This window comes from Pseudomonas sp. TUM25319, from assembly GCF_056388475.1.
In genome coordinates, this window is sequence record NZ_CM150751.1 from 1 (window position 1) to 16447 (window position 16447).

At 63.3% G+C, this 16447-nt stretch carries 4 protein-coding genes and 1 pseudogene; 3 read left to right on the forward strand and 2 right to left on the reverse strand.

Going from position 1 to position 16447, the window contains the following annotated elements:
* Together rep and AC05QJ_RS00010 are read left to right on the forward strand one after the other, a co-directional pair.
* Positions 1-2010, forward strand: coding sequence for a DNA helicase Rep (rep, locus tag AC05QJ_RS00005; RefSeq protein WP_476745036.1), 2010 nt, complete (start codon positions 1-3; stop codon positions 2008-2010).
* 66 nt (positions 2011-2076) lie between these two features.
* Positions 2077-2646, forward strand: coding sequence for a xanthine phosphoribosyltransferase (locus AC05QJ_RS00010; protein ID WP_042120998.1), 570 nt, complete (start codon positions 2077-2079; stop codon positions 2644-2646).
* A 177-nt stretch (positions 2647-2823) separates the two neighbouring features.
* Here the strand turns inward: AC05QJ_RS00010 and AC05QJ_RS00015 are convergent, their stop codons facing one another.
* Together AC05QJ_RS00015 and AC05QJ_RS00020 are read right to left on the reverse strand one after the other, a co-directional pair.
* Positions 2824-4197, reverse strand: a complete 1374-nt coding sequence (locus tag AC05QJ_RS00015; RefSeq protein WP_476745037.1) for an HlyD family type I secretion periplasmic adaptor subunit — start codon at positions 4195-4197, stop codon at positions 2824-2826.
* Positions 4187-5023 (reverse strand): annotated as a pseudogene (locus AC05QJ_RS00020) (ATP-binding cassette domain-containing protein); the annotation flags it as partial. The gene AC05QJ_RS00015 and the pseudogene AC05QJ_RS00020, both read right to left, overlap by 11 nt.
* Before the next feature lie 43 nt (positions 5024-5066).
* Here AC05QJ_RS00020 and AC05QJ_RS00025 point away from each other — a divergent pair.
* Complete coding sequence (locus AC05QJ_RS00025) at positions 5067-16415, forward strand: beta strand repeat-containing protein (protein ID WP_476745038.1); 11349 nt, start codon at positions 5067-5069, stop codon at positions 16413-16415.
* The last annotated feature ends 32 nt before the right edge of the window (positions 16416-16447 follow it).

The window sequence follows — 16447 nt, forward strand, 5'->3', positions numbered from 1 at the left end:
ATGTCCCGACTCAATCCCCGGCAGCAAGAAGCCGTGAACTACGTCGGCGGCCCGCTCCTGGTACTCGCCGGCGCAGGCTCCGGCAAGACCAGCGTGATCACCCGCAAGATCGCCCACCTGATCCAGAACTGCGGCATCCGCGCCCAGTACATCGTGGCCATGACCTTCACCAACAAGGCCGCGCGGGAGATGAAGGAACGGGTCGGCACCCTGCTGCGCAAGGGCGAGGGCCGCGGACTGACGGTTTCGACCTTCCACAACCTGGGTCTGAACATCATCCGCAAGGAACACCAGCGGCTGGGCTACAAGCCCGGTTTCTCGATCTTCGACGAAACCGACGTGAAAGCCCTGATGACCGACATCATGCAGAAGGAATACTCGGGGGACGACGGCGTCGACGAGATCAAGAACATGATCGGCGCCTGGAAAAACGACCTGATCCTGCCGCCCGAGGCGCTGGAAAAGGCCCGCAACCCCAAGGAGCAGACCGCCGCGATCGTCTACGCCCATTACCAGCGCACGCTCAAGGCGTTCAACGCGGTGGACTTCGACGACCTGATCCTGCTGCCGGTAAAGCTGTTCGAGGAGCACACCGATATCCTCGAAAAGTGGCAGAACCGCGTGCGCTACCTGCTGGTGGACGAATACCAGGACACCAACGCCAGCCAGTACCTGCTGGTGAAGATGCTGATCGGCACGCGCAACCAGTTCACCGTGGTAGGCGACGACGACCAGTCGATCTACGCCTGGCGCGGCGCGCGGCCGGAAAACCTGATGCTGCTCAAGGACGACTACCCGTCGCTCAAGGTGGTCATGCTGGAGCAGAACTACCGCTCCACCAGCCGCATCCTGCGCTGCGCCAACGTGCTGATCTCCAACAACCCCCACGCGTTCGAGAAGCAGTTGTGGAGCGAGATGGGCCATGGCGACGAGATCCGCGTGATCCGCTGCAAGAACGAGGAAGCCGAGGCCGAGCGCGTGGCCATGGAGATCCTCAGCCTGCACCTGCGTACCGACCGCCCATACAGCGACTTCGCCATCCTCTACCGCGGCAACTACCAGGCCAAGCTGATCGAGCTGAAGCTGCAGCACCACCAGGTGCCGTATCGCCTGTCTGGCGGCAACAGCTTCTTCGGTCGTCAGGAAGTGAAGGACCTGATGGCCTACTTCCGCCTGCTGGTGAACCCGGACGATGACAACGCCTACCTGCGGGTGATCAACGTGCCGCGCCGGGAAATCGGCTCCACCACCCTGGAGAAGCTCGGCAACTACGCCACCGAGCGCAAGATTTCGATGTACGCCGCCAGCGAGGAGCTGGGCCTGCGCGAGCATCTCGATACCCGTTTCACCGACCGCCTGCACCGCTTCAAGACCTGGATGGACAAGGTCCGCGAGCAGGTGGCGCTGGAAGATCCGATCGCCGCGCTGCGCAGCATGGTGATGGACATCGACTACGAAAACTGGATTCGCACCAACAGTTCCAGCGACAAGGCCGCGGACTTCCGCATGGGCAACGTCTGGTTCCTGATCGACGCGCTGAAAAGCACGCTGGAGAAGGACGAGGACGGCGACATGACCATCGAGGACGCCATCGGCAAGCTGGTACTGCGCGACATGCTGGAGCGCCAGCAGGAAGAGGAAGACGGCGCCGAAGGCGTGCAGATGATGACCCTGCACGCGTCCAAGGGCCTGGAATTCCCCTACGTGTTCATCATGGGCATGGAGGAAGAGATCCTTCCGCACCGCTCCAGCATCGAGGCCGACACCATCGAGGAAGAGCGCCGCCTGGCGTACGTCGGCATCACCCGGGCGCGCCAGACCCTGGCCTTCACCTTCGCCGCCAAGCGCAAGCAGTACGGCGAGATCATCGATTGTTCGCCGAGCCGCTTCCTGGATGAGCTGCCGGACGACGATCTGGCCTGGGAAGGACTGGACGACGCACCCGTCGAGGTCAAGGCAGCGCGCGGCAATACGGCCTTGGCCGATATCCGTGCCATGCTCAAACGGTAGATAATCACCCTTTCAATCGCCCTGGCCCTGTGCCGGGGCCTTTTGCTTACATCCGAGGAAACACCAGTGGAAGCACTGCACCAGAAGATTCGCGAAGAAGGCATCGTGCTTTCCGATCAGGTACTGAAAGTCGATGCGTTTCTCAACCATCAGATCGACCCTGCGCTGATGCAACTGATCGGCGACGAATTCGCCCGCCTGTTCGCCGATTCCGGCGTGACCAAGATCGTCACCATCGAAGCCTCGGGCATCGCCCCGGCGGTGATGACCGGCCTGAAGCTGGGCGTACCGGTGATCTTCGCGCGCAAGCACCAGTCACTGACCCTGACGGAAAACCTGCTGACCGCCTCGGTGTATTCCTTCACCAAGCAGACCGAGAACACCGTGGCCATCTCGCCGCGCCACCTCAACAGCAGCGACCGCGTACTGGTCATCGACGACTTCCTGGCCAACGGCAAGGCGTCCCAGGCGCTGATCTCGATCATCAAGCAGGCCGGCGCAACCGTTGCCGGCCTGGGTATCGTCATCGAGAAATCGTTCCAGGGCGGCCGCGCCGAGCTGGACGCGCAGGGCTACCGCGTCGAGTCGCTGGCCCGGGTCAAATCGCTGGAAGGCGGCCAGGTCACCTTCCTCTGACCGGATCCCTCGCCGGATGTAAAAAGCCCGCCGCCACAGTGATGTGGCGGCGGGCTTTTTCATGGCTGGAAGCTTACCGTTGCCAGTGATGGCTTCATCGCCGGCAACGCCGGCTCCCACGAGGTCAGGTGGCGCCCACGTACCCTGTGGGAGCTGGCATTGCCAGTGATAGGGCCCTCAACGTTCGCGCAGGGCCTCGGCGCGGGCGCGGATGATCGGCTTGAGCAGGTAGCTCAGCACGCTCTTCTTGCCGGTGATGATGTCCACCGAGGCCACCATGCCGGGGATGATCAGCAGCGGCTTCTCATCCGAGCCCAGATGGCTGCGGTCGGTGCGCAGCTTGATCAGGTAGAAGGTGTTGCCCTCTTCGTCGGTGATGGTGTCGGCGCCGATCTGTTCCAGCTTGGCCTTGAGGCCACCGTAGATGGTGAAGTCGTAGGCGGTGAACTTGACCATGGCTTCCTGGCCCGGATGCAGGAAGGCGATGTCCTGGGGCCGGATGCGCGCTTCTACCAGCAGGGTGTCGTCCAGCGGCACGATCTCCACCAGGTCGCTGCCCGGCTGGATCACGCCGCCGATGGTGTTGACCAGCACCTGCTTGACGATCCCCCGCACCGGCGAGGTGACCAGGGTCCGGCTGACCCGGTCTTCCAGCGCCTTGCCGGTGGCCTGGGCCTTGTTCAGGTCGGTACGCGCTTCGTTGAGCTGGGTCAGGGCGTCACTGCGGAATTTGCCACGGGTTTCGTCGATCTTGCGCTCGACCTCCTTGATCGCCGACTCGGCCCGCGGAATCGCCAGCGAGGTAGCATCCAGCTGGCCGCGGTTTTCCACTTCGGCACGCTTGAGCCGCAGCACTTCCACCTGGGAGATCGCCCCTTGGGCCACCAGTGGCTCGGACATGGAGATTTCCTGGCGCAGCAACTGCAGGCTGTTGCGGTACTGCGCCTGCTTGGAGCTGAACTCGCGCAACTCCTGCTGACGCTGCACCAATTGCTCCTGCAAACCTCCGATTTCATCCTGCAATTGCTGGCGCCGGCTCTGGTACAGGGATTCTTCACTGGCCGCCTGGCTCGGCGCGGCCTTGCGCAGCTCGCCGTCGATGTTCAACGGGCGATCCTCGACCTCGGCACTCAAGCGCTCGACCCGCAGCGCCAGGCCAACACGGTCAGCCTCGGTTTCGCCGACGTTGGAGACGAAACGGGTGTCATCCAGCCGCAGCAGCGGCGCGCCGGCTTCCACCACCTGGCCTTCGTTGACGTAGATCTGGGCGACGATACCGCCTTCCAGGTTCTGGATCTTCTGCAGCTTGGAAGACGGAATGGCCTTGCCGTCGCCCCGGGTGACTTCGTCCAGCACGGCGAAATTGGCCCACAGCACCATGAACAGGAAGAAACAGATAATGCCCCAGATGGTCAGCCGCACGATGCGCGGTGCATCCTCCACCAAGGCCTTGTTGACCTCGGGCAGCGGCTCGCCACCAAAGGACTGCGAGCCCTTGAAATAGCCGCGCAAGACATCCTTGAACCGCCCCACTCCTGACTTAAGCAACACTGATCTGCCCCTTCTTCAGCGCATCCATGACGGCCGCTTTCGGGCCGTCGGCGACGATCTGGCCACGGTCGATCACGATCAACCGGTCGACCAGCGTCAGCAGCGAGGCGCGGTGGGTCACCAGCACCACGGTCTTGTTTTCGATTACGGCCTGCAGGCGCTGCTTGAGGCGCTCTTCACCGGTGTTGTCCATGGCAGCGGTGGGTTCGTCGAGCAGCAGAATCTGCGGGTTCAGCAACAGCGCGCGGGCCAGGGCGACGTTCTGCCGCTGACCGCCAGAAAGGTTCTGGCCGCGCTCGCCCACTTGCAGTTCATAGCCTTGCGGGTGCAACCGGGCAAATTCGTGCACGCCCGCCAGTTCGGCGGCCTGCAGGACCATTTCGTCCTCGACGTAGCGGGCGCCGCTGACCAGGTTGTCGCGCAGCGTACCGGCGAGCAACTGGATGTCCTGCGGCACGTAGCCGATGTTGTGGCGCAATTCGCTGACGTCGATCTGGCGGATGTCCACGCCGTCCACCAGCAGCGAACCGGCATCGGCTTCGTACAGGCCGACCACCAGTTTGGCCAGGGAACTCTTGCCCGAGCCGCTGCGGCCGATGATGCCGACCTTCTCGCCCGGCCGGATCGCCAGGTTGATGTTCTTCAGCGCCACGTTCTGCTGGTTGGGGTAGGTGAAGTCGACACCGCGGAATTCGATGGCGCCTTGCAGCACCTGACGGCTCAGCGGGCGCTCTTCGAAATTGCGCTCCTGGGGCAGTTCCATCATCTGGTCGGTGGAGACCATGGTGACCTTGGCCTGCTGGTAGCGGGTCAGCAAACCGGCCAGCGGCAACTATGAGCACCTGGAAACCGCCGGTACTCCGACCACTGTGGTCACCGACGATCCGGCACGCCTCGACACCACTGGCTTGACCCTGTCCGCGACCGGCACCGTTCAGGAAGGCGGCGAGATCGTCTATACCGTTCGCCTGACCAACCCGACCGGCACCGAAATGAAGGTTTCGCTGAGCAACGGCGAGACCATCACTATCGGTAAGGGCCTTTCGGAAGGTTCGATTACCCTTCCGGCTCCGCAGAACACCGTGTACGTCGATGGCGGCAACGTTAGCGTGACCGTTACTGGCACTACTGGCGGCGACTTCGAGCACCTCGAAGTCAGCCCGACCGCGGCCGTGACTGCCGTCACTGACAGTGTCGACACGTCGACCGTCACCCTGACCGCCACCGCTAGCGCGGTAGAGGGCGGCGTAGTGACTTATGTCGCTTCGGTCACCTCGCCAGTGACTGGTACTCCGCTGGTCATCAGCCTCGCGAATGGTCAAAGCATCACCATTCCGGTCAACGCCTCCAGCGGTTCGGTCGACTTCATCGCGCCTAATAACGTCCTGAACACCAACACGCCGCTGACCAACAGCATCACCGGCGTCACCGGTGGCAACTACGAGCACCTGGAAACCGCCGGCACCCCGACCACCGTCGTGACCGACGATCCGGCACGCTTGGACACCACCGGCCTGACCCTGTCCGCGACCGGCACCGTCCAGGAAGGCGGCGAAATCGTCTACACCGTCCGCCTGACCAACCCAACTGGCACGGAAATGAAGGTTTCGCTGAGCAACGGCGAAACCATCACCATCGGTAAGGGCCTTTCGGAAGGTTCGATTACCGTTCCGGCTCCGCAGAACACTGTGTACGTCGATGGCGGTAACGTCAGCGTGACCGTTACTGGCACCACCGGCGGTGATTTCGAACACCTTGAAGTCAGCCCGACCGCGGCCGTGACTACCGTCACTGACAGCGTCGACACGTCGACTATCACTCTGACCGCTACCGCCAGTGCGGTAGAGGGCGGCGTGGTGACTTACGTCGCTTCGGTCACCTCGCCAGTAACTGGTACTCCACTGGTCATCAGCCTGGCCAACGGCCAGTCGATCACTATTCCGGTTAACGCTTCCAGCGGTTCGGTCGACTTCATCGCGCCTAATAACGTCCTGAACACCAACACGCCGCTGACCAACAGCATCACCGGCGTGACTGGCGGCAACTACGAACACTTGGAAACCGCCGGCACCCCGACCACCGTCGTGACCGACGATCCGGCACGTTTGGACACCACCGGCCTGACCCTGAGCTCGACTGGCACCGTTCAGGAAGGCGGCGAAATCGTCTATACCGTTCGCCTGACCAACCCGACCGGCACCGAAATGAAGGTTTCGCTGAGCAACGGCGAAACCATCACCATCGGTAAGGGCCTTTCGGAAGGTTCGATTACCGTTCCGGCGCCGCAAAACACTGTGTATGTGGATGGCGGCAACGTCAGCGTCACTGTCACCGGCACTAACGGTGGCGACTTCGAACATCTGGAAGTCAGCCCGACAGCAGCCGTAACTGCCGTCACTGACTCGGTCGACACCAGTACCGTCACCCTGACGGCAACTGCCAGTGCCGTGGAAGGTGGCGTAGTCACCTACGTCGCCTCCGTCACCTCGCCAGTTACCGGTACTCCGCTGGTTATCAGCTTGGCTAACGGCCAGTCGATCACTATTCCAGTGAATTCGAGCAGCGGTTCGGTCGATTTCATCGCGCCCAATAACGTCCTGAATACCAACACCCCGCTGACTAACAGCATCACTGGCGTGACTGGCGGCAACTACGAGCACCTGGAAACCGCCGGCACTCCGACTACCGTCGTCACCGACGATCCAGCGCGTCTGGACACCACCGGCCTGAGCTTGTCGGCCACCGGCACCGTTCAGGAAGGCGGCGAGATCGTCTATACCGTCCGCCTGACCAACCCGACCGGCACCGAAATGAAGGTTTCGCTGAGTAACGGCGAGACCATCACTATCGGTAAGGGCTTGAGCGAAGGTTCGATTACCGTTCCAGCGCCGCAAAACACCGTGTACGTCGATGGCGGCAACGTCAGCGTGACGGTTACTGGCTCCACCGGCGGTGACTTCGAGCACCTGGAAGTCAGCCCAACTGCAGCCGTAACTGCCGTCACTGACTCGGTCGACACCAGTACCGTCACCCTGACGGCAACTGCCAGTGCCGTGGAAGGTGGCGTAGTCACCTACGTCGCCTCCGTTACCTCGCCAGTGACTGGTACCCCGCTGGTGATCAGCCTCGCCAACGGCCAAAGCATCACTATCCCGGTCAACGCTTCGAGCGGTTCGGTCGACTTCATCGCCCCGAACAACGTCCTGAACACCAACACCCCGCTGACCAACAGCATCACCGGCGTCACTGGTGGCAACTACGAACACCTGGAAACCGCCGGTACTCCGACCACCGTCGTCACCGACGATCCAGCGCGTCTGGACACCACCGGCCTGACTCTGAGCGCGACTGGCACCGTCCAGGAAGGCGGAGAAATCGTCTACACCGTCCGCCTGACCAACCCAACCGGCACCGAAATGAAGGTTTCGCTGAGCAACGGCGAGACCATCACCATCGGTAAGGGCCTTTCGGAAGGTTCGATTACCGTTCCGGCTCCACAGAACACTGTGTACGTCGATGGCGGTAACGTCAGCGTGACCGTTACTGGCTCCACCGGCGGTGACTTCGAACACCTCGAAGTCAGCCCGACCGCAGCTGTGACTGCCGTCACTGACAGCGTCGACACGTCGACCGTCACCCTGACCGCCACCGCTTCGGCCGTAGAGGGTGGCGTAGTCACCTACGTCGCTTCGGTCACCTCGCCAGTGACTGGCACCCCACTGGTCATCAGCCTGGCTAACGGCCAGTCGATCACTATTCCAGTGAATTCGAGCAGCGGTTCGGTGGACTTCATCGCACCGAACAACGTCCTGAACACCAACACGCCGCTGACCAACAGCATCACCGGCGTGACTGGCGGCAACTACGAGCACCTGGAAACCGCCGGCACCCCGACCACCGTCGTGACCGACGATCCGGCACGCTTGGACACCACCGGCCTGACCCTGTCCGCGACCGGCACCGTCCAGGAAGGCGGCGAAATCGTCTACACCGTTCGCCTGACCAACCCGACCGGCACCGAGATGAAGGTTTCGCTGAGCAACGGCGAGACCATCACCATCGGTAAGGGCTTGAGCGAAGGTTCGATTACCCTTCCGGCGCCGCAGAACACCGTTTATGTGGATGGTGGCAACGTTAGCGTCACCGTTACTGGCACCACCGGCGGCGACTTCGAGCACCTGGAAGTTAGCCCAACCGCAGCTGTAACTGCCGTCACTGACAGCGTCGACACGTCGACCGTCACCTTGACCGCGACCCCAAGCGTGGTCGAGGGCGGCGTCATCACTTACACCGCCACTGTCAGCGCGCCGGTCACCGGTTCGCCACTGGTGGTCAGTCTCGCCAACGGCCAGCAGATCACTATCGCCGTCAACGCCACCACCGGCTCGGTCAACTACACCGCACCGAACAACGTCTATGCCACCAACGCGCCAGTGACCAACAGCATCACCGGCACCAGCGGCGGCAACTACGAGAAACTGGACACTGCGGGCACCCCGTCGACCACCGTCAATGACAACCCGAACAACCTGGACACCACCGGGGTGAGCCTCACCGCCACCGGCACCGTCCAGGAAGGCGGCCAGATCACCTACACCGCCAAGCTGACCAACCCGGCCGGCAGCGCGATGACCGTGAGCCTGAGCAACGGCTCGACCATCACCATCGCCAAGAACGCTACCGAAGGCAGCGTGACCGTCGATGCGCCGCGCAATACCGTGTACGTGGACAACACCAACGTCAGCGTGACCATCACCGGTACTACCGGCGGTGACTTCGAGCGGGTAAGTGTTAGCCCGACGGCGGCCGTGACCTCGGTGACCGACACGATCGACACCTCGACTGTCACTCTGACCGCTACCCCAAGCGTGGTCGAAGGTGGCGTCATCACCTACACCGCCACCGTCAGCGCACCAGTCACCGGTTCGCCACTGGTCGTCAGCCTGGCCAACGGCCAGCAGATCACTATCGCCGTCAACGCCACCACCGGCTCGGTTAACTACACCGCGCCGAACAACGTCTATGCCACCAACGCACCGGTAACCAACAGCATCATCGGCACCAGCGGCGGCAATTACGAAAAACTGGACACTGCTGGTACTCCAAGCACCACGGTGACCGACAACCCGAACAACCTCGACACCACCAACGTCACCCTGACCGCCACCAACACGGTCCAGGAGGGTGGCCAGATCACGTACACCGCGAAGCTGAGCAACCCTGCCGGCAGCGCGATGACCGTGAGCCTGAGCAACGGCTCGACCATCACCATCGCCAAGAACGCTACCGAAGGCAGTGTCACCGTCGATGCACCACGCAACACCGTGTACGTCGACAACACCAACGTCAGCGCGACCATCACCGGTACTACCGGCGGTGATTTCGAGCGGGTAAGCGTCAGCCCAACGGCAGCCGTGACCTCGGTTACCGACACCATCGACACCAGCACCGTGACCCTGACGGCGACTCCAAGCGTGGTCGAAGGCGGCGTCATCACCTACACCGCCACCGTCAGCGCGCCGGTCACCGGCTCGCCACTGGTCGTCAGCCTGGCCAACGGCCAGCAGATCACTATCGCCGTCAACGCCACCAGCGGTTCGGTCAACTACACCGCACCGAACAACGTCTACGCCACCAATGCGCCAGTGACCAACAGCATCACCGGCACCAGCGGCGGCAACTACGAGAAGCTGGACACCGCGGGCACCCCGTCGACCACCGTCAACGACAACCCGAACAACCTCGACACCACCGGCGTCAGCCTCACCGCCACCGGCACTGTCCAGGAAGGCGGCCAGATCACTTACACCGCCAAGCTGACCAACCCGGCCGGCAGCGCGATGACCGTGAGTCTGAGCAACGGTTCGACCATCACCATCGCCAAGAACGCCACCGAAGGCAGCGTGACCGTCGATGCTCCGCGCAACACCGTGTATGTGGACAACACCAACGTCAGCGCGACCATCACCGGTACTACCGGCGGTGACTTCGAGCGAGTAAGCGTCAACCCAACGGCAGCCGTGACTTCGGTGACCGATACCATCGACACCAGCACCGTGACCCTCACGGCCACACCGAGTGTCGTGGAAGGCGGCGTCATCACTTACACCGCCACCGTCAGCGCGCCGGTCACCGGCTCGCCACTGGTGGTCAGCCTGGCCAACGGCCAGCAGATCACTATCGCCGTCAACGCCACCAGCGGTTCGGTCAACTACACCGCACCGAACAACGTCTATGCCACCAACGCTCCGGTAACCAACAGCATTACCGGCACCAGCGGCGGCAACTACGAGAAGCTGGACACCGCGGGCACCCCGTCGACTACCGTAAACGATAACCCGAACAACCTCGACACCACCGGCGTCAGCCTCACCGCCACCGGTTCTGTCCAGGAAGGCGGCCAGATCACCTACACCGCCAAGCTGACCAACCCGGCCGGCAGCGCGATGACCGTGAGCCTGTCCAACGGCTCGACCATCACCATCGCCAAGAACGCCACCGAGGGCAGCGTCACCGTCGATGCTTCACGCAACACCGTGTACGTGGATAACACCAACGTCAGCGCGACCATCACCGGCACTACTGGCGGTGACTTCGAGCGGGTAAGTGTTAGCCCAACGGCAGCCGTGACCTCGGTCACTGACACCATCGACACCTCGACTGTGACCCTGACCGCAACCCCAAGCGTGGTCGAAGGCGGCGTCATCACCTACACCGCCACCGTCAGCGCTCCGGTTACCGGCTCGCCACTGGTGGTCAGCCTGGCCAACGGCCAGCAGATCACTATCGCCGTCAACGCCACCAGCGGTTCGGTCAACTACACCGCACCGAACAACGTCTACGCCACCAATGCGCCAGTGACCAACAGCATCACCGGCACCAGCGGCGGCAACTACGAGAAGCTGGACACCGCGGGCACTCCGTCGACCACCGTCAACGACAACCCGAACAACCTGGACACCACCGGCGTCAGCCTCACCGCCACCGGTTCTGTCCAGGAAGGCGGCCAGATCACCTACACCGCCAAGCTGACCAACCCGGCCGGCAGCGCGATGACCGTGAGCCTGTCCAACGGCTCGACCATCACCATCGCCAAGAACGCCACCGAAGGCAGCGTGACGGTCGATGCGCCGCGCAATACCGTGTACGTCGACAGCGGCAACGTCAGCGCAACCATCACCGGCACCACCGGAGGTGATTTCGAGAAGCTGAACGTCAGCAGCACGCCGGCGGTAACGGCGGTGACCGACACCATCGACACCAGCACTGTCACCCTGACTGCCACGCCGAGCGTGGTGGAAGGCGGTACGGTGGTGTACACCGCAACCGTCAGTTCGCCAGTGACCGTCGCACCGCTGGTGATCAGCCTCGCCAACGGCCAGCAGATCACCATCGCCGTCAACGCCACCACCGGCTCGGTCAACTACGTCGCGCCAAACAACGTCTACGCCACCAACGCGCCGCTGACCAACAGCATCACCGGCATGACCGGCGGCAACTTCGAGAAACTGGTCGCCACCGGCACGCCGTCGACCGCGGTGACCGACAACCCGAACAACCTCGACACCACCAACGTCACCCTGACCGCCACCAACACGGTTCAGGAAGGCGGCCAGATCACTTACACCGCCAAGCTCTCCAACCCGGCTGGCAGCGCGATGACCGTGAGCCTGAGCAACGGCTCCACGATCACCATCGCCAAGAACGCTACCGAAGGCAGCGTGACCGTCGATGCGCCGCGCAACACCGTGTACATCGACAACACCAACGTCAGCGCCAGCATCACCGGCACGACCGGCGGTGATTTCGAGAGGGTGAACGTCGTTACCACTCCGGCGGTGACCTCGGTGACCGATACGATCGACACCTCGACCGTGACCCTGACCGCGACCCCGAGCGTGGTCGAGGGCGGCACCGTGGTGTACACCGCGACCGTCAGTTCGCCGGTTACCGTCGCACCGCTGGTGATCAGCCTGGCCAACGGCCAGCAGATCACCATCGCGGTCAACGCCACCAGCGGCTCGGTCAACTACACCGCGCCGAACAACCCGTACACCGCCAACCCGACGCTCACCAACAGCATCACCGGCGTTACCGGCGGCAACTTCGAAAAACTCGACGCGTCTGGCACCACCTCGACCACGGTCACCGATGGCCCGATCGACACCACCACCGTCAGCCTGAGCGCAACCAGCTCCGTAGCCGAAGGCGGACAGATCACCTACACCGCGACGCTGACCAACCCGGCCGCGTCGGCAGTGACGGTGACCCTGTCCAACGGTTCGACCATCGTCATCGCCAAGGACCAGCTGTCCAACAGCATCACCGTGGCCGCACCAGCGGATACGCCGTACATCGACGCGACCAACGTCAGTGCCAAGATCACCGGCGCGACCGGCGGCGGCTTCGAGAACCTGACCTACAGCAACACGGCGGCGGTCACCCAGATCACCGATACCAACACGCCGACCACCATCAGCATCACCGGCAGCACGGCGGTGGCGGAAGGTGCGACCGGTACCTACACGATCAACCTGAGCAACCCGTCGCAATCGGCGGTCACGGTCAAGCTGAGCTACTCCGGCACCGCCACCAATGGTTCGGACTACACCGGCGTGACCACCGTGACCATCCCGGCCGGCGCGAGCAAGGTCGACTTCACCATCCCGACCATCAAGGACCTGGTCACCGAGGGCACCGAGCAGTTCACCGTCAAGATCGACTCGGCCAGCGGCGGCAACTTCGAGAGCGTGGTGGTCAGCCCGACCCTGGGCAGCGTCACCACCTCGATCTTCGAGCCGGCACCGGTGCTGGACCTGGACGCCAACGACTCCAGCGGCAAGACCGGAGCGGATTACCAGGTCACCTTCACCGAGGGCCAGGCCGGTTCCGGCGTGTCCATCGGCGACGTGGACCTGAGCATCACCGACTACGACAGCACCCTGATGACCGGTGCCACCGTGACCCTGACCAACCGCATGGCTGGCGACGCGCTGAACCTGGGCAACAGCGTGGGTGGCATCACCATCAACGCGGTCAACACCAACGACAAGATCGTGCTGACCCTGAGCGGCACCGGGACCATCGCCGAGTACATCCAGCGCCTGAAGAACATCACCTTCATCAACACCAGCGATGACCCGAGCAGCACGCCGCGGATCATCACCGTGACGGTAACCGACGGGGTCAACACCTCGAACGTCGCCACCACCACGGTCAACGTGGTGCCGGTGAACGATGCGCCGACCGCTGCCGGTGGCGAGATCACCGGAACCGAGGACACCGACCTGGCCCTGACCTGGAGCAGCCTCGGCGTCAGCGACCTGGATAACCTGCCGAGCGCCCTGGGTATCACCATCACTCAGCTGCCGGCCAATGGCACCCTGCAATACAAGGACGGCACCACCTGGAAGACCCTGACCGCCGCCGATGCCGGCAAGGTGTTCAGCAAGGCCGACATCGATGCGGGCAACCTGAAGTTCGTGCCGCTGGCCAACCAGTCGGGCGTCACCGCCAACGGCGGCACCGGCGTGGGCAACCAGCAGGCGGACTACGCGCAGATCAAGTTCAAGCCGTACGACGGCCAGGCACTGGGCAACGAAGCGACGCTGAAAGTCGATATCACCCCGGTCGCGGACGCCCCGACGCTGTCCATCGGCAGCAATGCCGTGGCCTCGATCGGCCTGACCAAGGAAATCTGGACCGGCCTCTCCGGCCTGGGTACCAGCGGTAACGGCGCCGACGCCGCCACCCTGAAGTCGGTGATCGATGCCGCCGCCGGCAAGGCGAACTCCTCGGCCATCGTCACCAACGTGCAGTCGGCCTCGGATGTTGCCGCAGGTACTGCGTCGAAGACGTCCGGCCTGATGTACATGGAAGCCGGCAAGACCTACAAGTTCACCGGTGTCGGCGACGACAGCCTGGCGGTGGTCGTAGGCGGCAAGGACGTGGCCAGTACCACCTGGGGCGCCGGTGGCCAGCTCAATGGCACCTTCACCCCGACCAAGAGCGGCTACTACACCGTCGAGATCTACCACTACAACCAAGCGGGCCCGGGCAGCTATGACGTCAACGTGTCGATCAACGGCGCCACGGCGATCGACCTGAGCCAGGCCGGTACCGCGCTGTACCCGACCACCGCGGCACTGGCGGCGGCCGGGGTGACCATCACCGACTTCCACGGCACCAGCGGCAAGGGCTACTACGACGCCTACAAGCTCAACGAAAGCGGCGAAAACGGCACCGTCAAGCTGGTGGGCATCAGCACCGCGCTGACCGATACCGACGGCTCGGAAACCCTGAGCCTCAAGCTCGGCGGTATCCCGACCGGCTCGGTGGTGGCCGACAACGCCGGCCACAGCGTCACCGTGGGCAGCACCGCCGTGGACGTGACCGGCTGGAACCTCAATGCCCTGACCATCAAGCCACCGGCGTACTACACCGGCAGCTTCAACGTGTCGGTCACCTCGACCTCCACCGAGACCGTCAACAGCAGCGCTGCCAGCACCACCGGCACGATCAAGGTCACGGTCTACGCGGACACCTACGCGGTGGTCAACGCCACGGCCGACAGTGACACCTGGACCGGCACCGACGGCAACGACGTGATCGTCGCCGACATCAACGGCCTGCACGTGGTACCGGGGCAGAACTACAACCTGGCATTCATCGTCGACACCTCGGGCAGTATGAAGTCCGATGGTGTGGATGCGGCGCAGAAGGCCCTGCAGTCGGTGTTCACCACGCTGTCCAACAGCGTCCAGGGCGCAAGCTCCGGTACGGTCAACATCCTGCTGGTGGACTTCGCCACCCAGGTGAAAACCACGGTGTCGGTCAACCTGGCCGACAGCGGTGCCCTGCAAACCCTGAAGAACGCCCTGACCTCGATGTCCGCCGGTGGCGGTACCAACTACGAGGACGCGTTCAAGACCACCGCCAACTGGTTCCAGGCCCTCAAGACTGCCGGCGTCAGCGCCAGCAACCAGACGTTCTTCATCACCGACGGCCAGCCGACCTACTACCAGAGCGGCGAGCGCACCAACCCGACGCTGGTGAAAGGCAGCGGGTCGAAGGCCGAGGTCACCATGGACGGCTACCTGACGTCGATCGGCTACAAGCTCGGCCAGGTGGTCAATGTCAACATCGACAGCAGTAACCGCCTGACCATCGACAGCAACGGCAACCTGAACCTGTACAAGAACGGCAGCTACTACTCGTCGCTGAGCGGTACCCTGCATGCCGAGGGCGACGGTACCTACGAGCTGTCGAGCCTGGCCGGCCAGGGCAGCTACACCGACTCGGACACCAGCAGCAACTCGCTGGCAAGCTTCGCGACCCTGAAGGCACTGTCCACGGTCGAGGCCATCGGCCTGAACAGCGGCGTCAACACCAGCGACCTGAAGCCGTATGACTCCGACGGCGTGCCGCAGACCAACATCGACCCGAGCAACCTCGCCAACGCCATTCTCGGCCACACCGAGGCGACGCTGCCGGGCAACGATACGGTCAATGCCGGCGACGGCAACGACATCGTGTTCGGCGACCTGATCCTGTTCGACAACATTTCGGGCAACGGTGCCGAGGCGCTGCAGGCCTATGTCGCCGGGAAAACCGGGCTGGATGTGTCGGCCGTGGATGGCCGGGTGCTGCACCAGTACGTCACCGAGCACATCAGCGAGTTCGATATTTCGCGGACCAGCGACGGCAACGACATACTGTCCGGCGGCAACGGCAACGACATCCTGTTCGGCCAGGGCGGCAACGACACCCTCGACGGCGGTGCCGGCAACGACATCCTCCTGGGTGGCAGCGGCAACGACACCCTGCTCGGTGGCGAAGGCAACGACCTGCTGTTCGGCGGCAAGGGTAACGACACCATGACCGGCGGCGGCGGTGCCGACACCTTCATCTGGAAGGCAGGCGATACCGGCAACGACATCATCAAGGACTTCAAGCCGGCCGAAGGTGACCGTCTGGACCTGAGCGACCTGTTGCAGGGCGAGAAGGCCAGTACCATCGACAACTACCTGAAGATCACCACGGTCAACGGCGAGTCGACGCTGCAGGTCAGCACCGAGGGCAAACTCAACGCTACTGGCGGCATTGCCAATGCGGACGTGACGATCAAGCTCGAAGGGGTGAACTGGTCCAATACCACGATCAACTCGCTGGTAACCGGTGCAGACCCGACGATCAAGATCGACCACAACAACAGTTGATCGCTGCACCCATGCCGGCCCTCGCGGGCCGG

Bases quoted from the DNA above. Each gene is read 5' to 3' on its own strand.
- rep (WP_476745036.1), top strand. From the start codon at position 1: ATGTCCCGACTCAATCCCCGGCAGCAAGAAGCCGTGAACTACGTCGGC.